Origin of the sequence: Sulfitobacter pacificus (genome assembly GCF_030159975.1) — a bacterium.
GTDB classification, from domain to species: Bacteria; Pseudomonadota; Alphaproteobacteria; order Rhodobacterales; family Rhodobacteraceae; genus Sulfitobacter; species Sulfitobacter pacificus.
The window spans coordinates 1,329,250-1,349,945 of sequence record NZ_BSNL01000001.1 but is presented as its reverse complement, the minus strand read 5'-3'; the positions used below and the strand labels follow the sequence as shown (position 1 = coordinate 1,349,945).

The following is a 20,696-nucleotide window of genomic DNA, read 5'->3' as shown; positions in this document are numbered from 1 at the left end:
GATGTTCGCCGCTACAGCCGCTGAAACTGTGCTTCCTGCGCGGCAGACCAGCGCACGGTGATGTCAAACCCCTCGTCGGTCTGGGCTTCTTTCACCACAATGTCCTGTGCAAACAGCCACGCCCGTTTTTTCCCTTCGGCAAACCCCAGTGAAATATCCGCCTCGCGCACGGCCCCTTGCAGCGCTTCCGCCACATAGGCCTGCAAAGGCTCAAGCCCCTCGCCGGTGATCGCCGAAATGGCCAGCACATCCTCGTCGCGCTCTGCCCTTGCACGCATGGCATCCGCATTTTCAGCGGGCAGCAGGTCAATCTTGTTCCAGATCTCGAATGTTGGAGTTTCCTTGGAGACACCAAGGGTGGTCATGATCTCGCGCACATCGCTGGCTTGTTCTTCGGTTTCCGCATGGCTGATGTCACGGACATGCAGGATGATGTCAGCGGCCAGCACCTCTTCCAATGTGGCGCGAAAGGCAGCGACCAGCTCGGTCGGCAGATCAGAGATGAACCCAACCGTATCCGATAGGATGATCTCTGGCCCATCGGGCAGCACCAGACTGCGCATCGTCGGATCCAGCGTGGCAAACAGCATGTCCTTGGCCATCACATCCGCGCCGGTCAACCGGTTGAAAAGTGTGGACTTTCCCGCGTTGGTATAGCCGACAAGCGCGACAATCGGAAATGGTACCTTGGCCCGCGCTGCACGGTGCAAGGCGCGGGTTTTGACAACTTTTTCCAACTGACGGCGCAGGCGCACCAGCTGGTCGTCAATGGCACGGCGGTCGGCCTCGATCTGGGTTTCACCGGGGCCGCCCACAAATCCAAGACCGCCGCGTTGGCGCTCAAGGTGGGTCCAGGCACGCACCAGACGGGTGCGTTGATAGTTCAGCGCCGCCATTTCCACCTGCAAGACCCCCTCACGGGTGGCGGCGCGGTCACTGAAGATTTCAAGGATCAAACCGGTGCGGTCCAGCAGTTTGACGCCCCAGGCTTTTTCAAGGTTGCGCTGCTGTACAGGGCTGACCGGACCGTCGACCAGCACCAGCTGGACATCGTTTTCTTCCAGCAGGTCGTGAACTTCCTTGATCTTGCCTTTGCCAAACAACTTGCCGGCATCAACATTGCGCAAAGGCACGATATCGGCACCAGCCACTTCCAAGGCAGGCAGGGCACGCGCCAAGGAAACCGCTTCGGCCAAGGCCGGTACCGGGTCGCGGCGGTCAGGATTGCTGCGGATGTCAGGATGCAGGACCCAGGCGCGGGTTACGCGAGGGCCTTCTGTATCATCAATCTGGAACTGCGCTTTACTCAAGAAGCGTCTTCGCCCTCATACAGGCTGATCGGCTGACTTGGCATGATTGTCGAGATGGCATGTTTATACACCAGCTGAGACTGGCCGTCACGGCGCAGCAACACGCAGAAATTGTCAAACCATGTGATGACACCCTGCAGCTTCACGCCATTGATCAGGAAAATGGTGACCGGTACTTTGGTCTTGCGCACGTGGTTCAGGAACGCATCCTGAAGGTTCTGTCTGTCAGACGCCATTGTTATTCTCGATTCAGTTATTCTTGCCGGACTCCGCAGCGAGCCCTCCCCATACTGACCGACTATGAACTTGGGTGAAGGGAGTTTCCACCCCAAATTTTCCCGCTCTTGCTAGTTTAGACGCTAACAAGTGTCAGCCTTGCAACATGCACCCGGAAAGGGCCGGTGTTAGGATCGCCAAAGATCGGGTGTCAGCAGCGCAATAATCGCCAATGTTTCGAGTCGTCCCAGCACCATTGCCCCGCAAAGGATCGCCTTGGCCGCCGGGGTCAGCTCGATCACCTTGATCGGTACATCTGCGGCATATTGGGTCAGCGGGCCCGTGGTTGAAAGGCTGGCGACGGATAGCACCAACGCCTGTTCAAAGCTGCTGCCCGTCAGGGTCAAAAGCAACATGATGGCGGCCAGCGAGATGGCAAAAAGCATGAAGAAGATCCACGCAATAAAAGCACCGTTCGATTGCAACCGCCTGCCCGCCGCCCCTGCCCCGCTGACGGAATTGGGATGCACCAGCCGTTCCATTTCACGGGTGCCATTCACATAAAGCGCAAACACCCGCAGCAGTTTCACACCACCCGCCGTTGTGGCCACGCCGCCGCCCGTCAGGGCCAGCCCCATCAGGACAAGCCCCGGCGTGTTCAAACCGGACCAGTTCTGCGCATCAACCCAATGTTCGGACACAAACCCGGTGGTGGTCAGGAAGGACATCACTGTAAACACCGCCCCCCAAAGCGCATATGCGGCATCCGACAGGCTTTCCATGGATGCCACGTCAATGGCCCCCAGAAAATGACGCAGAAAGATCAGCAGCGGCACTGCGAAAACAATGAACAAGCCGATGCGAAATTCGGGATCGGTGCGCAGCCCGCCTTGCGTGGCCGTTACCGTATCTTTGGAAAAGGTCAGCCGCGACAGGGCGAACAACATAAACAACAGCATCACGGCTTCGCCGGTGACACCGATATCGGCATTTTCGACCCCGCCCACCGGCGAAATCCCCGAGGTCGCCATGACTGACATCGCATGGCATAGGGCGGTCAACGGCCTGTCACCGCCCCCCAGCAGCAATAACCACAGCAATAGCGTCAGCCCGACATAGATCGGCAGCAGGGCCTTCATGGTACGGATCACCTTTTGGCGTGGATCAACTGGCATCATGCGGTGCGATTCACCGGTGTCGCGCCAGCCCGGTTCTGCCTGTGCTGTCACCTCAAACCCGCCAAGGTGCAGCGGTGCCAGAATGGCCGAGGCCGAGACCCACATCAACAGCCCTCCCAGCCAGCCAACCTGAGCGCGCCACAGATGCAGCGTGTCATTCAGCCGTCCGGGGTCCTGAAAAACCTTGGTTCCTGTGGTGGTCAAGGCGCTGACCATCTCAAAATAGGCATTGATGAAGCGCGTCGTCGGCAGGGTTTCGACAAAGGGGATTGCGAAATAGACCGGCAGGAAAACAAAAGCCGAGAACAGCGCCAACAACGGACCAAGTGCCGATTGTTGCGTGCGCCGCCCGTTCAGCACCACGGCCAGCATTGTAAACAAGATCATCCCCAGCAATCCGGCATAAAAGAACGCCCGCGCCCCTTCATGATCGCTGATCACCACCCCGTAGAGGGCCGGCACCATCATCGAGGCTGCACAAATGCCAAACAGCTGCAAAAACAGTGGCAGATGAGACAGCTCGTGGCGCATGGTGCGTTTGCGGTTCACCGGGTGCTTCCTGACCTAGAAAAAGTCGATAGAGACTTGGAGCAACAGCTCGACCTGCGGCACGTCCTCGGCAAGCGCAAACATGGCAATCACATCCCCTTCTTCAATCCGGGTCTTGCCCAGCGGACGGATAACCTTGTCGCCCTTGCGCAGCATCCCGATCAGCACCCCTTCAGGGAAATCAATTTCGGACAGGCGTTTGCCGGCAATGGGCGAGGTTGACAGCACTTCGGCCTCAATCACCTCAGCCTCGGCATCGCCGATGGAGTAGACGGCCCGCACCCGCCCATGCCGGATGTGGCGCAGGATCGAGGAAACTGTGGTTGCACGTGGGTTGATATAGGCGTCAATCCCCAGCGGTGTCATCAGCGGCACCAACGTGGGATCATTGATCAGCGCAATAACATAGGGGCAGCCCTCGGCCTTGGCACGTACACAGGCCAGCATGTTGGTCTTGTCGTCATCGGTAATCGCCAGCATCGCATCAGCCCGCGCAATCCCCGCCTCGGCCAGCAGGGCCGCGTCCAGCCCGTCCCCGTTAAGAACAATTGTCCGCTCCAGCCCCTCGGCGGCGCGTTCAGCACATTTGCGGTTCTTCTCGATCACCTTGGTGCGGATGCGGCGCGGATCATTCTCCAGTGCCTGCGCCACGGTCAGGCCAACGTTACCGCCGCCGACCAGCACCACCCTCTCCTGTTTCGAGGTCTTCTTGCCGAAAATCTCCATCGTGCGGGCGATGTCATCGCGATGGGTAAAGATATAGCAGTCGTCGCCGACAAACAGCTGATCTTTGGCCTCTGGGGCAAACAGGGTTCCGTCACGGCGCACCCCCACTACCACGGCCCGCAGCGTCGAGAACAGATCTGTCAACTGGCGCAGCGGTGTGTGGATAATCGGGCAATCTTCCTCGATGGTGATGCCCAGCAGATGCGCCATCCCATCCATAAAGACCTCGGTGTCAAAAGACGCCGGTGCCGACAACCGTTGCAATGCAGCAGCGGCGACTTCCTTTTCTGGGCTGATCACCACGTCAATCGGCATGTGATCGCGCCGGTACAGATCAGAGTAAATCGCATCAAGATAGGATTGACTGCGCAGCCGCGCGATCTTGCGGTTGATGCCGAAAACCGAATGGGCCACCTGACAGGTGACCATGTTAACCTCATCCGAATGGGTTGCAGCGATGATCATCTCAGCGTCACGCGCGCCTGCCCGGTCAAGTACATCCGGATAGCTGGCAAAGCCAGCAATCCCCTGCACATCCAGCGTATCCGTCGCGCGGCGCACCAGATCAGCGTTGCTGTCGACCACAGTGACATCGTTACGCTCGCCGCTCAGGTGACGTGCGATTTGCCAGCCAACCTGTCCTGCGCCACAAATAATTACTTTCATGCGCGGTCCCTTACGTTTGTTTGGCACGCTTTTTCACGGGCCTGCGTGTCGGCCGGATCTGGCCGATTGCCCGTGAATTTCATTCTTTAGAGGGTATGGCGTGTGTCATGGCAAGGGTCAATTGCGTTGCCTTGATCCGCGATGACGGGCAATATCATAGCATGAAACATCTGTACTCCAGCCTGATCCTGAGTGGTGCGCTGCTTCTGGCCTGTGCCCCGCTTGAAACATATTACAAACCCGGTGCCAGCGTTGCGACCCTGAACCGGGATACAACCGCCTGCGAAGTCAGCGCCCTGCGTAATGTGCCGGTCTCCTATCAGGTCCGACGCAAGCCGCCGATTTTTGTGCCGGGCAATCGCAGTTGCGATGCAGAGGGCAATTGCACCGGGCATCACGGCTATTACATCAGCGGTGGTGTAGAAAGCTATGATCCTAATCTCGCATTGCGCAACCGGGTTGAGGTGCAATGCATGGCAGATAAGGGGTATGCCCCCGTGTCGATCCCGCCTTGCCCGGACAGCATCGCCCGATCCACCCCTGCCGCAGCAACAACAAAACTGCCACAACTGACGGATAAATCCTGTGTAATCCGCAACAAAAGCGGCAGCTTCCAGATCGTAAACAGAGGTTAAGACGGGCCGACAGCGGCCGGTCGACCCTGGAATTTTTTGCTGGTGCACACGTGTGCAAAAGCCTAGCATGATCACATTGATCCTGTAGCGAAGAACCCAAAATGACCAACCCTATCCAATCCGCCAAGGCAATTACGCAGGCTCATTACACGGCCCTTTCACGGGCAACCCCCGAAACCGTCGGCGAGATATTGGGCGGGTATATGACACCCGATGCCCTCTGGCGTGGCGTCCATCCGTTCAACGTACAGACCGGCCCGGAGGGTGCCGCTAAGGCCTTCTGGCAACCTTTTCTCACAGCATTTTCCGCCGTTCAGCGCCGCGAGGATATCTTTTTCGCCGCCGAAAACAGTATCGAAGACCGCAGCAGCATCTGGACCTGTTCAATGGGACATCTGATGGGGCTGTTTGATGCGCCCTTTCTGAACATCCCGCCGACGCGCAAGATTGCCATGCTGCGCTATGCGGAATTCAACCGGATCAAGGATGGTAAGATTGTCGAAACGGCCCTGTTTTGCGACCTTCTGCACCTGATGACCCAAGCGGGGGTCGGGCGTTTCCCAAATCAAACCGCCGCCCATCTGGTTCAGCCGGGCCCGCGCAGCAATGACGGGCTGTTGTTTGATGCTCAGGACGCCGCGGAAGGCACAAAAACGCTGGCCCTGATCAACCAGATGATCGGCGCGATTGATGCGGCCAATGCCGACCCACGTGCTCTGACCCCGCAGGAAGAGCTGCAACGCGACTGGCATGACGATATGATCTGGTGGGGTCCCGAAGGTATCGGCGCGACCTATACGATCGACCGCTATATCGAACAACACCAAGGACCGTTTCGCCGGTATCTTTCAGATCGCGTGTTCAACGGGCATCTTTGCCGCATTGCCGAAGGGAGCTATGGGGCCTTCTTTGGTTGGCCGAACCTGAGCCTGACCAATACATCAGGCTACATGGGGATTGCGCCCAGCGATGTCCGCGCAGATATGCGGGTTGTCGATGTCTATCGGCGCGACGGGGACAAGCTGGCCGAAAATTGGATCTTCATCGACATGCTGCATTTTCTGAAAATGCAGGGGGTCGATGTATTGCAGGAATTGGCGGATACCGCAGCGGGTTAGGCAGATTCCGTTGCTCCGATAGATCCAGCTGGCGGCAAACTCACGCAAGGATGCCGCCAGCCTGTGAAACCCTGCGCGTCACCGGCCAACTGCCCCGCCTGCCGGTTTAGGCCTGACGAACAGCCTTTAAGCGTCAGCCTCTTCATCCACATGGGCAACCCGCACACCGGCCTTGGCGCTGGTGACAACCCCCAGCGATTTCAACTTGCGGTGCAGGGCGGACCGCTCCATCCCAACAAAATTTGCCGTCCGCGAGATATTCCCGCCAAAGCGGTTGATCTGGGTCAGAAGATACTCACGCTCAAAGGCTTCACGCGCCTCGCGCAGCGGCAGGGTGGCCAGTGCGGAAGACAGAACCACACGCCCGTCCTCTTCGCCATTTGGTTCTTCGCCGGGCAGCTCGCGCGCCTCGATCGGACCGGTGCCATCCCCTAGAATAAGCACCCGCTCAACCAGATTTTTCAACTGACGCACATTGCCCGGCCAGATCATCGTTTGCATCAAGGCAATGGCGTCCTCGCTCAGCGAACGTTGTGGCAGGCCCTGCGACTGGTTAAATTCGCTGATGAAATGTTCGGCCAACAGTGGAATATCCTCGCGACGGTCTTCCAGTGACGGCACGGCAATAGGCACCACATTCAGGCGGTGGAACAGCTCCTGACGGAAGGTATCGGCGGCTATCGCCTCTTCCAGATTCCGGTTGGTCGAGGAGATGACACGCAGATCAACGCGCACCTTGTCATTGCCGCCGACGCGGGTGAATTGCTGATCAACCAAGACCCGCAGGATCTTGGATTGGGTGCCCAGCGGCATATCCGCCACCTCGTCAAAGAACACCACGCCGCCATGCGCCTGTTCCAGCAAACCCGGTTCGATCCCGCGCTCCGCGGTTTCCCGCCCGAACAGCATCTCTTCCATGTTTTCCGGTTCCACCCCGGCACAGTTCACCGTCACAAAGGGCGCATCCGCACGGCCTGAATTGGCATGGATGTAGCGTGCGGCAACCTCCTTGCCCGCCCCCGCTGGCCCGGTCAGCATCACGCGGCCATTGGATTTGGTGACCTTGTCCAGCTGGCTGACCAAAGCACGGAAGGCTGCCGATTGCCCCATCATCTCCGCACTCGACGTGTCCCGCCGCTTGAGGCTCTGGTTCTCTCGGCGCAGGCGCGAGGTTTCCATGGCGCGGCGGATCACCACCAGCAACTGATCAATATTAAAGGGCTTTTCGATAAAGTCATAGGCCCCCTGCCGGATCGCAGCCACCGCAATCTCGATATTGCCATGGCCCGAAATAATCACCACCGGTACATCCGGGTTGTCACGTTTCACGGTTTTCAGAATATCGATCCCATCCATCCGGCTGTCCTTGAGCCAGATATCAAGGATCATCAATGCGGGTGGTTCGGTGTTGATTGCAGCCATCGCATCATCCGAATTGCCGGCCAGACGGGTTGCAAACCCTTCGTCCTCCAGAATATCGGAAATCAATTCGCGAATATCGCGCTCATCATCGACGATCAGAATGTCACTCATTTACTGTCTCCACTCGTTTTGCCTTTTTGGAGGCGTTATTTTCTTGTTTGGGGGATGGTGCCACTGGCAATGTGATCACTGCCATTGCACCAAAATGCGCCTGACCTTCAAAGACCGGCGCATTGTCGAGGGTCAGCGTGCCGCCGTGTTCCTCGATGATTTTCTTCACAATGGGCAGACCAAGCCCGGTGCCTTCACTGCGGGTCGTCACATAGGGCTCAAACAACCGCGCGCGGTCCTCGGGCAGGCCGATACCATTGTCGGCAATGGTCACGACCGCATTGCTGTCGCTCTGGCTCAGCGTGACCCGAATTTCGGGCTCCACCCCTTCGGGTGGATCGCTTTTCTTAAGGGTTTCAATCGCTTCTCCGGCGTTCTTAATCAGGTTTGTCAAGGCTTGTGAAATCATGGTGGCGTCAACATCAGCCATCACAACTGCCTCTCCCAGATCCGATTTGATCTTTACATCGGGCTGGCCTGATTGCTGCAAAAACACCGCATCGCGCACCAGCTGCGTCAGATCATGGGTCGAGGTTTCCGGCTCCGGCATCCGGGCAAATTTAGAGAATTCATCAACGATCCGGCGCAGATCGCCAGTCTGGCGGATGATTACCCCTGTCATCTGTTCAAGACTGTCACTGTCCGCGCCCAGCTTCGGGGCAAACTTGCGTTTGATCCGTTCTGCCGACAGCTGGATCGGGGTCAACGGGTTCTTGATCTCATGGGCAATGCGGCGGGCAACATCCCCCCAGGCGGCCATGCGTTGGGCACTGACCAGATCGGTGACATCATCAAAAGCCACCACATATCCCTCCAACCGACCATCCTCAGAGCGCCGGGTTGCCATACGCACCAGCAGGTTTTCCATCGCCCCCTGCCGCGACACTTTGATCTCGTCCTGTGCCACGTCCCCCGGTTTGGTAGAGATGGTGTCGAACAATGGCCCGAACTCGGGCACAGCCACACTCAGCGCCACTGATTGCTGATCTTCGGACCAATCCAAAAGGCGCATCGCAGAGCGGTTCACAAAGGTCACCCGCCCCTCGGGGTCCAGCCCAACCACACCAGAGGTCACAGAACTAAGAACCGAATCAAACAAACGGCGGCGGCGTTCAATCTGGCGCGTGTTGTCGAGCAGGGTCTCGCGCTGCCCCTGCAATTGCTTGGTCATCTGGTTGAAATACCGGCCCAGCATGGCGATTTCGTCATCGCCGTCTTCTTCGCGCACCTGCACATTTAAATTGCCCGCCCCAACCTGTTGCGCTGCGCCGGTCAGCCGCCCGACCGGCCCGGACAGCCGCTCAGCAAACCACAGGCCCAACCAGACAGCAGCAAGGATCAGGATCACGGCAAAGCCCAGATACAGCAGGCCAAATTCGAACAGCAACCGCCCACGGTCGGATTCCAGCTGTTGATAAAGCCGCACGGTTTCGGTGGTTTCATCCAGCAAGGACAGGATTTTGCCATCCACATCGCGGCTGACGTAAAGAAACCGATCCACAAATGATTGCATCGGCACCAGCGCACGAAATTCGTTGTTGGGCCAATCCTCGATCACCAACAACCCCTCTTCGGTTGCGGTGACCAGTTGTTCCGGGCTGGGTTCTTCGAAATCAAACAGATAGGACCGGTCGCCGCGCGCGCGAATCTGTGCGGTGCCGTCGATCAGATAGGCCTCGCGCAGGCCACGTTGGATCTGGCGCTGACTTTCGCCCAGAATCTGGCTGTCGCTCAGGCTAATCCCCTGATTACGCGCATTATCTATCGTGCGGGCAAGGACACGGGCATCCGCAATCAGATCTTCGCGTTGCTCTGCCTCATAGGCTTGGGCGGCCGCCAGCGAAGATCCGACAACACCGCGCACGCGATCCGAAAACCATCCCTCCAACCCCACGTTCACCGTCAGCCCGGCAAATACCGCCACAGTTACAGTTGGGATCAGCGCCATCAGGGCAAATACCCCGGTCAGCCGCAGATGCAGCCGCGATCCGGCGGATTTGGCCCGCCGCGCGGCGATCAACCGGGCCACCTGCGACAGCACAAGAGCAGCGATCAACAGGACATAAACCAGATCAGTCAACAGCACCAAACGCAGCGACAGCGTATTGGCCCCCTGCCCCAACGGCCCCAGCACAAGATAGGTCGCCATGGCCAGAACCGGACCCAGCACCACCAACCCCAGCGTGGACAGATTGCGCACACGTTTCATGCGCCGCAAACGGCCCAGACGTTCCAGATTGAATTTATGTGACCGGGTTGCCACCCGCTCTCCTCACCGATGATGTGGTGCCCACACGCACCAACCGCCATATTCTGTGGTCCTAACCAATCTCAGCGCTTGGCTGATACCGGATGGCCACGGTTATGTGGCGCTTTTACATCATTTTGCGGCCTCTTGTCACCTCAATATCCAAATCAGTGATCTTTTTACGCAAGGTATTGCGGTTGATGCCCAGAAGATCGGCACATTTAGCCTGATTTCCCGAGGTCGCTGCGAGGGCAATTTCGATCAGCGGTGCTTCGATTTCGCGCAGGATCCGCGCATAGAGTCCCGGCGGCGGCAGCATTGCACCATGTTGATCAAAGTAACGTCGTAAATGGCGTTCCACACTGGCCCCCAACCGTTCGGTATTGACCTGTGCATAGACCGGTTCCGTTGTTGGCTGCGCCCCCAGCACCTGCCGCGCCTCTTCAAGTGAAATTTCCGGCGCATGGCTGGTCAGGGCCAGCTGGCGCATCGCATGTTCCAATTGGCGCACATTGCCGGGCCATGAGTAGTTTGCGAACACCTTGCTGGCGCCTTCCGACAGAACCCGGCCAGAGGCAGTGCCGGAATCAGCGCGCGCCAGAAAATGCGCCGCCAGCAGATCAATATCTTCGACACGGTCCCGCAGGGCCGGGACATGCACAGTTGCCCCGGACAGCCGGTAATAAAGGTCGCGACGCAGACTGCCCTGTTTCATCGCCTCGGCCAGATCGGATTGGCTGGTGGCAAGAAAACGCGGGGTATATTCCCCCGGTTCATCCATCATCCGCGCGATACGCGCCTGTGCTTCCAGCGGGATATCGGCAATTTCGTCGATCAGCAATGTGCCGCCCCGCACCCGGGCCAGAACCCGCGCCGGGCCTTCAATGTCTTGCAGATCCGCCGCCGTTACCGTCACAAACGGCAGGGTACGCCGGTCAGAGAAATCATGTATTGCTTTGCCGATCAGTGATTTCCCGGAGCCGCTTTCGCCCCAGATCAACACGGGCAAATCGGTATTCATCACCCGCGCCACCAGCCGATAAAGCGCCTGCATCACCAACGTGCGGCCCACCAAAGGCAAATCATCCCGATCGCCATCCGTTGTTGGCTCCTGAACTGTGCGGCGGGTGCTGTCCTTGCGATCCAATGCGCGCGCTGTGCGCTTCATCAAATCCGGCAGATCAAAGGGTTTGGGCAGGTAGTCAAAGGCTTCCGCCTCTGCCGCCTTGATTGCCGTCATGATGGTATTCTGCGCCGAGATCACAATCACCGGCAATTCGGGGCGATCTGCGGAAATCTTGGGCAGCATCTCCAGTCCGTTGCCATCGGGCATAGCAACATCGGTGATCACCGCATCGCCGCGCCCCTCTGCAACCCAGCGCATCAGCGTGGTCAGACTGGAAGTTGCATGCACCTTACACCCTGCCCGTGTCAGTGCCTGGGTCAGGACCGTGCGGATTGTGCGGTCATCATCTGCGACCAGTACCGTGCCATCCATCTATCAACTCTCCTCTGAGGGGGTGTAATCCGACGCATGCGCGCGCGGCAGTGACATGCGAAAAACGGTGCGCCCGGGAACGGAATCAACCGAAATCCAGCCGCCATGTTCGGAAATAATCTTAGACACCAACGCAAGGCCCAGACCGGTGCCGTTTTCACGGCCCGAGACAAAGGGATCGAAGATATCCCCCTTAATATGTTCTGGCAGACCCGGCCCGTCATCAATGATCTCGATCTGTAAGGGCAGCAGATGGCCCGAGCCATCCGCACGGCGCATGCGAAATGAATGTTCGAAGTAGCTGTGCAGGCGAATGGTGCCGCCGTCCGGTCCCGCCGCCTCGGATGCGTTTTTCAACAAGTTCAGAACCACCTGCACCAATTGATCCTTGTCGCCTAGGGCCGCAGGCAATGAAGGGTCATAATCTTCAACGATCTTCATCTGAGAGCCGAACCCCAAAAGCGCCGAACGCCGCGCACGGTCCAGCACATCATGCAGGTTCACCGGTTTGCGCACAGGGGCGGTCAGATTGCCGAACTGCTCCACCTGCCCCAACAGGTTTACGATCCGGCGCGATTCCGCGACGATCAGATCGGTCAGCTCCAACTCATCCGCATCAAGGTTCATCGACAACAGCTGCGCCGCGCCGGTGATGCCCGCCAGCGGGTTCTTGATCTCATGGGCCAGCATTTCAGCCATCCCAATGGCCGATTTCGCTGCGGATTTCACTGAATGGTTCTGCGTCATGCGCCCTGACAATTCACGCGGCGAGATCATCATCAGCATGTGGCGCGGCTGACCCTGTAGCGGGGCAATCTGAAGCGCAGATTTCTGCGGTGCACGTTGACCGCTGCCCACATCCACATCATTGACAAACAAGGCCGTGCTGCTGTCGCGGGCGCGTTCAAACGCGTCCTCCAGCGGGTAATCCACCGCCACCAGATCCCAGACCGGCACCCCGATCACAGCCTTGGCAGAAGCATTGAAGAACCCTTCAGCAGCCGGATTGATATCGGCGATCATATCATCAGGTGTGATCAACAAGGTAGGGATCGGCAGAGAGGCCCAGATTTGCAATTCTGTACTCATGCGGCCACCTGCTCTGATCTGTAAAACATTGCCTGCGCGATCAGGGTGCGAATTTCACCCGGATCAGCACAGGTCAGCACAGCGCGGCGCAGATCGGCAGGGGTATCACAGGTGTCCATATACCAGCCCAGATGTTTGCGCACGACCCGCGGGCCCAGCTTGGGACCATAGAACCGCTGGATATCGTCGTAATGTTCCAACACCATATCGCCAAAGGCTGCCCCCTGCGGGATCTGCGGCGCGGGTGTGCCATAAAGCGCATGTGCCACTTCGGCCAACAACCATGGTTTGCCCTGTGCGCCCCGCCCGATCATCACGCCATCGGCCTGCGAATGGGCAAGTGCGGTACGTGCCGCAGCGGCAGACGTAATGTCACCATTAGCGATTACCGGGATCTGCACCGCATCCTTGACCCGCGCAATCGCCCGCCAATTGGCATGGCCTTTGTAAAACTGACAGCGGGTGCGGCCATGGATGGTGATCATGCAGATGCCTGCCGCCTCGGCACGTTTGGCAATGATGGGTGCGTTCAACATCTCATCATCCCACCCCAGACGGGTTTTGAGCGTCACCGGCACATCCACCGCATTCACCACCGCCTCGATCAGGCGCAGGGCGTGATCGGGTGTTTTCATCAGGGCCGACCCGGACAGCCCCTGTGTGACCTTCTTGGCAGGACAGCCCATATTGATGTCAATGATCCGCGCACCCTGATTCGCAATCATCCGGGCGGCTTCCGCCATTGGGGCGGCCTCGCGTCCGGCAATCTGGACCGAGGTGCCTTCAATCCCGATGCCCAGCTCGGCCTTCTCGCGGGTGCCCGGGCTTTTGCTGAGCAGCTCATGGCTGGCGATCATTTCTGACACCACCAGCCCCGCGCCGAAGCGGGCCACCAGACTGCGTGTTGGCAGGTCGGTGATTCCGGCCATCGGGGCCAGCAATACAGGAGGTGTCAGGCCAAGAGGCAGAGCCAATGCGCTCACGTGCTTAATCCTTGTGCAGTTGGGTCCGGTGTAGCCATATCGACGTCCGGCCACAACAATTCCACGCCGATTTTCACCTTCAATGACGCAGGGTTGCACAAAAATTAGGCACCCTATGCCGGTGATTGCGCGCCGCGCTGCCTTTGCATAGACAGAAGCCAGAGAATGCAATGGCCAGATCAGGGAACGCTCATGGATATCCGCACCGGGAACGGCTTCGACGTGCATGCTTTTGACATCGGGGACCATGTGGTGCTCTGTGGCGTGAAGATCCCGCATGATCACGGGCTAAGGGGCCATTCGGATGCGGATGTGGGGATGCATGCGGTGACGGATGCGATTTATGGCGGCTTGGCGCGGGGTGACATCGGCCAACATTTTCCGCCCTCGGACCCGCAGTGGAAAGGTGCCGAAAGCCACATCTTCTTGCGCCACGCGGTCCAGCTGGCCACTGAAATGGGCTTCACCCTCACCCATGTGGATTGCACATTGATTTGCGAACATCCCAAGATCGGACCACATGCTTCCGTGATGCGCGAAACCATGGCGGGGATTATGGGCATGGAAATGGACCGCGTGTCGGTCAAGGCGACCACCTCGGAACAGCTGGGCTTTACCGGGCGCGGCGAAGGGATTGCGGCTTTGGCGACAGCAACATTGGTGAAGACATGAAACTTGCACAGATCATTGGCACAGTAATGGGGGTGGGCCATATCCGCCCGGCACCGGGCACCTGGGGGTCGCTGGTGGCGCTGCCTTGGGGCTGGCTGTTGCATGTGATTGGCGGTCTGCCCCTGCTGGTTCTGGCGATTGTTGTGGGGTTCTTCAAAGGCTGGTGGGCCACGGACAAGATGACCGCCGGGCAAGAGGATCACGACCCTTCAGAGATTGTAGTGGACGAGGTGATTGGCCAGTGGATCGCACTCCTGCCGCTCAGCTATGCGGCATGGTCGATGGAGATTTCGATCCTTGCCATGTGGCCCGGCTGGATCGCCGCATTTGCCCTGTTTCGCCTGTTTGACATCACCAAACTGGGGCCCATTGGTTGGGCCGACCGGATGAACACACCGCTGGGTGTGATGCTGGATGACGTGATCGCGGGGATCTTTGCCGCCCTTGGCGTGGTGGCGCTGGCAGCGCTGTATCACGGGGCTTTGTAAATGAGCCTGGCGGATCGCATCCTAGACCTGTGCCGCGCAAAAGATGTGATGGTGACCTGTGCCGAAAGCTGTACGGGCGGCATGGTTGCCGCCGCGCTGACCGATGTGCCCGGATCATCTGCTGCACTGGAGCGTGGTTTTGTCACTTATTCGAATGCGGCCAAGATCGAAATGCTGGGCGTGTCACCACAGACGCTGGCCGCAGTAGGTGCGGTTTCCGAAGACGTCGCCATTGAAATGGCGGAAGGTGCGCTTGCCCGTTCACATGCACAGGTTTCCGTGTCGATCACCGGCATCGCGGGCCCCGGTGGATCGGAACACAAACCGGAAGGTCGTGTATGTTTCGCCGTTGCCACGCCAGCAGGCACATCCGTCGAAACACAGGAGTTCGGTGCCCCTGGTCGGGATGCGGTCCGCATCGCGGCCCGTGATCATGCCCTGTCGCTGCTGCTGGGCGCGATTGACAAACTGCCCTGAATGCAGGCTTTGCCTGCAAATTCCGCCTAAATATTCAGCTCTTTCATAAATGCCTATTTCTTATGGGTGGTATGGCTTTCGCCTGCCTGAACATTAGGCAATCAAACCGGCACCAATTTCTAATCCTGAATGGAGCCACCCGATGAACGCTGCCGATACAGCATGGATCATGACCGCCACAGCGCTGGTTTTATTGATGACTTTACCGGGGCTTGCCCTGTTTTATGGCGGGCTGGTACGTGCGCGCAATGTGCTTAGTGTGTTCATGCATTGTTATGCCATTGCCTGCCTGATGTCGGTGCTGTGGTTTCTGCTTGGATATTCCATTGCCTTTGGTCCAGGCGAAAGCGGCCTTTGGGGTGGGCTCGGCAAGATCGGTTTAAACGGCGTCACAGCGGACAGCCTTAGCGGCACCCTGCCCGAAATCCTGTTCTTCGCCTTTCAGATGACATTTGCTATCATCACCCCGGCGCTGATCGTGGGCTGTTATGTCGAACGGATCAGTTTCGGGTTTATGCTGCTGTTCTCCGGTCTTTGGATGCTGCTGTGCTACGCGCCGGTGGTGCATTGGGTCTGGGGCGGCGGTATGCTGGCTGATGGTGGTATCTTCGGCGAGGTCGGCGTACGTGATTTCGCCGGTGGCATTGTGGTGCATGAAACCGCCGGTCTGGCCGCCATTGTACTGGCGGTGATGCTGGGTGCGCGCAAACATCAGACCACACCACCCCATAATCCCGGGCTGGTGATGATCGGTGCCGCATTCCTTTGGGTTGGCTGGTTTGGCTTTAATGGTGGATCACAGCTGGCGGCAGACGGTGGTGCGGCCATGGCGATCACCGTGACACATATTTCGGCCGCCACCGCATCGCTGACCTGGGCGCTGTGGGAACGGATCAAATTTGGCAAATCCTCGCTTGTGGGGATTGTGACCGGCACAATTGCAGGGCTTGCCTCGATCACGCCGGCCTCCGGTTTTGTCGGCCCTTGGGCGGCGCTGTTGATCGGGGCGGTGGCCGGTATCCTATGCCAGGAGGCAGTTGTGTTGATGCGCAACAAACTCAAGGTCGACGATACGCTTGATGTCTTTGCGGTGCATGGTGTGGGCGGTATTTTCGGCACCATCATGATTGCCGCACTGGGTGCAGGGTCATGGGCGGCACAGCTGGGATCGCTGGCGATTGTCGGTGTGTTCACCATCGTGGTGACCGTGGCGCTGGTGCTGATCTGTCGCGCAGTTCTGCCGATACGCGTGGATCAGGAGACCGAGGTGAACGGGCTGGACCTGTCGGTCCATGGTGAACGCGCTTACGACATCACCAGTTGATCAAGGAGGCCGCGTAGGGATTTGCCTTGCGCGGCGCTCCACAGGGTGCGCGCGCCTTCCCCGCCAAGCAATGCCGCCGCCTTGCCCCGCAGCTTTTGCGCGCGTGTTTCCAGTGCCATGGGTGTCATCAGATCATGACGCAGGTGTTCACTGCTGCCATCCCCCCGGGTGACCAACACTTCGCTTTGTGTCTCACTTAGCCGCGCATCTTCGCTGACCTGAACACGTTCACGCAGGTCAATGACAGTAGTGTCCTGCGCCAATGCATCGGTGAAACTGCCAATCGCCCCGGTATCATGGCCCAACAGGGACATCGCCGCGGTCTGGCCATAGCTGAACTTGGCCGCCAGCCCGGTCTGCGGTGCGATGATGTTGCAGACAGACATCCAGCGCGGATGGGTGCGGATATGGATTGCCTCAACCTGATCCGGCGCGGTCTCGCCATCGCGCAGCGCTTCCAACATCGCGTGAAGCCCGTGACAGCAGGCGTGAAATTTGTGGCTGATACTGTTGATGCGCCAGTCCGTAACCGGCAGCTCGACATCCACCGCCTGCCCGTGATGCGTCGGACCAAACCCCAACGGGCCCGCCAAACCATCCTCTGCCGCTGTCATGCCCGCCCGCGCCCAAAGCGCGGCCTCAACCCCGCTGCGCGCGGCCAGACCAGCGTTCAGCGGTTTCGCCATAGTGCCAAATTGGGCCTTGATACCCGATGCCATGCTGGCGCAGAGGCCAAGCGCATGGCGGATCTGTGTTGCGTTAAGCCCAAGCAAACGACAGGCCGCGACAGTCGCCCCAAACGCACCAGCAGTGGCGGTCTGGTGATAGCCAATCTGATAATGGTCCCGCCCCAGCCAGAGACCCACAGCGACAGAGGCTTCGACACCGATTGCCGCCGCCTCTGTCAACGCATCAAGGTCACAGGCCGTTTGCTCTGCCAAAGCCAGAACCGCAGGGATCACAGCAACCGACGGATGGCCGATATGGGCGAAATGCGTGTCGTCGTAATCCAGCGCATGGCTGAGCGTGCCATTGATCAAGGCGGCGGTTGGGGCAGAAGCGGTGGCACCGCCAAATGTGACATGCAGACCGGGATGCATGGCCAGGTGCGCCTTCACAAAGCTGTCAAATTCCGTTTCCCGCGCCCCGGCTACCCCGCAGGCCGCCCAGTCAAACAGCGAAAGACGCATCATCGCAGCGGCATCAGACGGCACTGATATGCCAGTAAACTCTATCAGTTGGTCGGTGATACCACTCACGCCGCCGGCCCGTATAACGCTTTGGCGCGGGCCTCGAAGGCGCGCACCACCCGTTGCATCGCCTCGTTAAACACGATCCCGATGATGCCCTGCAAAATGGCGTTCTTGAATTCGAAATCGACGTGGAAATGCACCTTGCAACCGCCGGGGGCATCCTCGAACGCCCAGTTGGATTTCATGTATTTGAACGGCCCGTCCAGATACTCCGTATCGATCTTGCGCGCCTCGGGCCAAAGCACCACGCGGCTGGTAAAGCGTTCGCGAAACACTTTGAAACTGATCACCAGATCCGCATCCATCACACGGTGGTCGCCCTTATCCTCATCACTGCGGATTCGCGCAGCGGCGGTCCAGGGCAGAAACTCAGGGTAGGATTTCACATCCGCCACAAGGTCGTACATCTGCTGCGCCGTATAGGGCAGTTCTTTGGTCTCGGTATGGGTTGGCATTGCGTTCCGCGCTGGCTCGGGTTAGCTCTGTTTCACCGTTTATGCGGGCAATTTCAAGGGCCAAGGTAAGGGCGGGTGCAATGACTGATCGTCGGTATGTGATTGATGAAATGATCTCGGCGAAATCGATTGCCGCACGCATCGAAGAGCTGTGCCGCCAGATCCATGACGAATTTGACGGCACAAACAAACTGGTTGTTGTGGGATTGCTGCGCGGCTCTTTTGTATTCATCGCCGATCTGGTGCGCGAGTTGGACCTGCCGATCGAGGTCGATTTCCTTGAGGCATCAAGTTACGGCGACGGTATGGAAAGCAGCCGCGAGGTGCGGATCCTGAAAGACCTGCGCGGAGCCATTGAAGGGCGTGATGTGCTGCTGGTTGAGGATATTGTCGATACCGGACATACCCTGCATCATGTCACCAACCTATTGAAATCACGCGAACCTGCGCGGCTGAAAACCATCGCCCTGCTGGACAAGCCATCGCGTCGCGAGGTGGATATGAAGGCGGATTGGACCGGCTTTGAGATCCCGGATGAATTTGTTGTCGGCTATGGCATTGACTACGCACAGCGCAATCGGAACCTGCCGTTTATCGGCAAGGTGCGCTTTACATGAACACAACCTGGCTGATGCGCATGTCGCAATGGGCGCGTAATCCGCCCTCGGCCAAACGTGTAAAACTGGTGTTTGGCATCATCGCGGTGGCGGCGGTGATTTGGGGTATTGAGTGGCTGGGCTATTGGCCGGAATGGGCCAAGGCCGAGCGGATTCCGCGCAAGTTCTAGGCTCCGCCCCCGCTGCCGCTTGGCAGTTCACGAAAATGTTTTCTCGGTTCGCTCAGGCTGCTGTACACTTTCAGGTAGCATATAAATCAATTTCCATTGAACGAGGGGACGACCATGAAGGCTTTTACGAAATCCCATTTTGCCATCGCCAGTGCTGCCGCGCTATTCGCCACGGCAAGCGTTGCAAGCAGCCATGCAACAAAGTCCAGTAATGCCGATGTTGCCGCACGCCATATGATGATGGAAGTTGTTGCCAAGAATATGGGCATTTTGGGCAGTACCGCCAAAGGTGAAATCGCTTTCAACGCAGGATTGGTGCAGTCCGCTGCCGGCGGCATCAACATGCTGGCAAAGATTGACCCGACCAGCCTTTGGACCGAAGGCACAGAACAGGGGGCGGCTGACCTGTCGCGCGCCAAGACCGAAATCTGGAGCGACCCTGCCGGTTTCGCACAGAAGTTTGAGGACATGGCAACCGCTTCTGCTGTCTTGATGGGTGCCGAAGATCTGGACGCCTTGCGGGCAGGCATGGGCCCCTTGGGCGGGGCATGCAAAGCCTGTCACGAATCCTATCGCGGCCCCAAGAACTGATCCTTGCGCCGGATTCTCCAAGGCACGGCAGTTCTTGCCCTGATCGCAGCAGTGGGCGCTTGGTTTCTTAGCGCCCCTGCCCCGTTGACGCCGGATTTTGCCACCGGGCATCAGCCGGATGTTGGACAGGGCGAGAAAATCTTTATCGCGGCGGGCTGCGCCTCCTGTCATGCCGCACCCGACGCCACAGAAGCACAAAAACAGATCCTTGCGGGGGGACATGCTTTTGCCAGCGACTTTGGCACGTTTTATGCCCCCAACATCTCTGCCGGTCCGAATGGAATCGGAGCCTGGACCCTGCCGGAATTTGCCCGCGCTGTGACCGCCGGTGTGTCCCCAACAGGACAGCATTATTACCCCGCCTTTCCTTATGCCGCCTATCAGCACATGGCGGAAACGGATGTGGCTGATCTATTTGCCTATATGCAAAACCTGCCCGTGTCAGATACCCCGGACAAACCTCATGATGTGGGGTTTCCGTTCAATATTCGGCGTGCGCTTGGGTTGTGGAAGGTCTTGTTTGTTAACAAGGATTTTGTCTTAACGCAGGTCCAGACCCCGGAAATTGAACGGGGTCGTTATCTGGTTGAGGGGCTGGCCCATTGCGGTGAATGCCATACCCCGCGCAACATTCTGGGCGGGCTGGACCGGGGTGCATGGCTGTCAGGCGCGCCAAATCCGTCAGGCAAGGGGCGCATTCCAAACATTACTCCGGGAGCCCTGACATGGTCCGAAGCGGATCTGATCTATTACTTCGAAAGCGGGCTCACCCCTGACTATGACAGTGCCGGCGGCTCGATGACCGCAGTGATCGACAAGCTTGCTCAGCTGCCCGAAAGCGACCGCGCAGCGATTGTGGCCTATCTCAAAGCTGTGCCTGCCCTGCCCTAACAAGCGGGT

At 58.5% G+C, this 20,696-nt stretch carries 20 protein-coding genes and 1 pseudogene; 10 read left to right on the top strand and 11 right to left on the bottom strand.

All coding sequences use genetic code 11. The features are described from left to right. Positions 1-11 precede the first annotated feature (11 nt). The 4 genes from hflX to trkA form a co-directional block, all read right to left on the bottom strand. Positions 12-1,310 (bottom strand): GTPase HflX, encoded by a 1,299-nt coding sequence (hflX, locus tag QQL78_RS06800; protein ID WP_284371858.1) that lies wholly within the window; start codon positions 1,308-1,310, stop codon positions 12-14. After that, positions 1,307-1,546 (bottom strand): RNA chaperone Hfq, encoded by a 240-nt coding sequence (gene hfq / locus QQL78_RS06795; RefSeq protein WP_007119530.1) that lies wholly within the window; start codon positions 1,544-1,546, stop codon positions 1,307-1,309. Before hfq ends, hflX begins: the two co-directional genes overlap by 4 nt. 168 nt (positions 1,547-1,714) lie before the next feature. Next, positions 1,715-3,235: a TrkH family potassium uptake protein gene (locus QQL78_RS06790; RefSeq protein ID WP_284375479.1), complete on the bottom strand. Its 1,521-nt coding sequence runs from the start codon at positions 3,233-3,235 to the stop codon at positions 1,715-1,717. A 33-nt stretch (positions 3,236-3,268) separates the two neighbouring features. Then, positions 3,269-4,645 (bottom strand): Trk system potassium transporter TrkA, encoded by a 1,377-nt coding sequence (gene trkA, locus QQL78_RS06785; RefSeq protein ID WP_284371857.1) that lies wholly within the window; start codon positions 4,643-4,645, stop codon positions 3,269-3,271. A 107-nt stretch (positions 4,646-4,752) separates the two neighbouring features. On the opposite strand from trkA, the gene QQL78_RS06780 reads away from it, so the two are divergent. Next, positions 4,753-5,280, top strand: a complete 528-nt coding sequence (locus tag QQL78_RS06780; RefSeq protein WP_284371856.1) for a hypothetical protein — start codon at positions 4,753-4,755, stop codon at positions 5,278-5,280. A 101-nt stretch (positions 5,281-5,381) separates the two neighbouring features. Further along, positions 5,382-6,398: a nuclear transport factor 2 family protein gene (locus QQL78_RS06775; RefSeq protein ID WP_284371854.1), complete on the top strand. Its 1,017-nt coding sequence runs from the start codon at positions 5,382-5,384 to the stop codon at positions 6,396-6,398. Between the two features lie 126 nt (positions 6,399-6,524). On the opposite strand, the gene ntrX is transcribed toward QQL78_RS06775, so the two are convergent. The 5 genes from ntrX to dusB form a co-directional block, all read right to left on the bottom strand. After that, the gene (gene ntrX / locus QQL78_RS06770) at positions 6,525-7,931 is read right to left on the bottom strand and encodes a nitrogen assimilation response regulator NtrX (protein WP_284371853.1); all 1,407 of its coding nucleotides are present in this window, start codon (positions 7,929-7,931) and stop codon (positions 6,525-6,527) included. Next, the gene (locus QQL78_RS06765; protein WP_284375478.1) at positions 7,924-10,140 is read right to left on the bottom strand and encodes a sensor histidine kinase NtrY-like; all 2,217 of its coding nucleotides are present in this window, start codon (positions 10,138-10,140) and stop codon (positions 7,924-7,926) included. Before QQL78_RS06765 ends, ntrX begins: the two co-directional genes overlap by 8 nt. Before the next feature lie 166 nt (positions 10,141-10,306). Beyond that, positions 10,307-11,677: a response regulator gene (locus QQL78_RS06760; protein WP_284371852.1), complete on the bottom strand. Its 1,371-nt coding sequence runs from the start codon at positions 11,675-11,677 to the stop codon at positions 10,307-10,309. 3 nt (positions 11,678-11,680) lie between these two features. Next, positions 11,681-12,766 (bottom strand): two-component system sensor histidine kinase NtrB, encoded by a 1,086-nt coding sequence (locus QQL78_RS06755; RefSeq protein ID WP_284371851.1) that lies wholly within the window; start codon positions 12,764-12,766, stop codon positions 11,681-11,683. Then, positions 12,763-13,740, bottom strand: a complete 978-nt coding sequence (gene dusB, locus QQL78_RS06750; RefSeq protein ID WP_386258912.1) for a tRNA dihydrouridine synthase DusB — start codon at positions 13,738-13,740, stop codon at positions 12,763-12,765. The genes QQL78_RS06755 and dusB overlap by 4 nt, the downstream gene beginning before the upstream one ends. 201 nt (positions 13,741-13,941) lie before the next feature. Here dusB and ispF point away from each other — a divergent pair. From ispF to QQL78_RS06730, 4 genes and pseudogenes are all read left to right on the top strand, one after another. Further along, a pseudogene (gene ispF, locus QQL78_RS06745) lies at positions 13,942-14,421 on the top strand (2-C-methyl-D-erythritol 2,4-cyclodiphosphate synthase); the annotation flags it as partial. Then, positions 14,418-14,909, top strand: a complete 492-nt coding sequence (locus tag QQL78_RS06740; RefSeq protein WP_284371850.1) for a phosphatidylglycerophosphatase A family protein — start codon at positions 14,418-14,420, stop codon at positions 14,907-14,909. The pseudogene ispF and the gene QQL78_RS06740, both read left to right, overlap by 4 nt. Beyond that, positions 14,910-15,386, top strand: a complete 477-nt coding sequence (locus QQL78_RS06735; protein WP_284371849.1) for a CinA family protein — start codon at positions 14,910-14,912, stop codon at positions 15,384-15,386. Between the two features lie 142 nt (positions 15,387-15,528). Then, positions 15,529-16,710: an ammonium transporter gene (locus QQL78_RS06730; protein WP_284371848.1), complete on the top strand. Its 1,182-nt coding sequence runs from the start codon at positions 15,529-15,531 to the stop codon at positions 16,708-16,710. On the opposite strand, the gene QQL78_RS06725 is transcribed toward QQL78_RS06730, so the two are convergent. Beyond that, positions 16,692-17,969: an MmgE/PrpD family protein gene (locus QQL78_RS06725; protein ID WP_284371847.1), complete on the bottom strand. Its 1,278-nt coding sequence runs from the start codon at positions 17,967-17,969 to the stop codon at positions 16,692-16,694. The genes QQL78_RS06730 and QQL78_RS06725 overlap by 19 nt on opposite strands. Then, positions 17,966-18,418 (bottom strand): type II toxin-antitoxin system RatA family toxin, encoded by a 453-nt coding sequence (locus QQL78_RS06720; protein ID WP_284371845.1) that lies wholly within the window; start codon positions 18,416-18,418, stop codon positions 17,966-17,968. Before QQL78_RS06720 ends, QQL78_RS06725 begins: the two co-directional genes overlap by 4 nt. An 80-nt stretch (positions 18,419-18,498) precedes the next feature. Between QQL78_RS06720 and hpt the strand changes: the two genes are divergently transcribed. From hpt to QQL78_RS06700, 4 genes are all read left to right on the top strand, one after another. Beyond that, positions 18,499-19,035, top strand: coding sequence for a hypoxanthine phosphoribosyltransferase (gene hpt / locus QQL78_RS06715; RefSeq protein WP_284371843.1), 537 nt, complete (start codon positions 18,499-18,501; stop codon positions 19,033-19,035). Further along, a complete protein-coding gene (locus tag QQL78_RS06710) occupies positions 19,032-19,205 on the top strand; it encodes a hypothetical protein (protein ID WP_284371841.1) in 174 nt (57 codons plus the stop codon). The genes hpt and QQL78_RS06710 overlap by 4 nt, the downstream gene beginning before the upstream one ends. Before the next feature lie 114 nt (positions 19,206-19,319). Continuing rightward, on the top strand, positions 19,320-19,796 hold the full coding sequence (locus QQL78_RS06705; RefSeq protein WP_284371839.1) for a c-type cytochrome: 477 nt from the start codon (positions 19,320-19,322) through the stop codon (positions 19,794-19,796). Positions 19,797-19,799: 3 nt separating this feature from the next. Next, positions 19,800-20,687: a cytochrome c gene (locus tag QQL78_RS06700; RefSeq protein WP_284371837.1), complete on the top strand. Its 888-nt coding sequence runs from the start codon at positions 19,800-19,802 to the stop codon at positions 20,685-20,687. Positions 20,688-20,696: the final 9 nt, after the last annotated feature.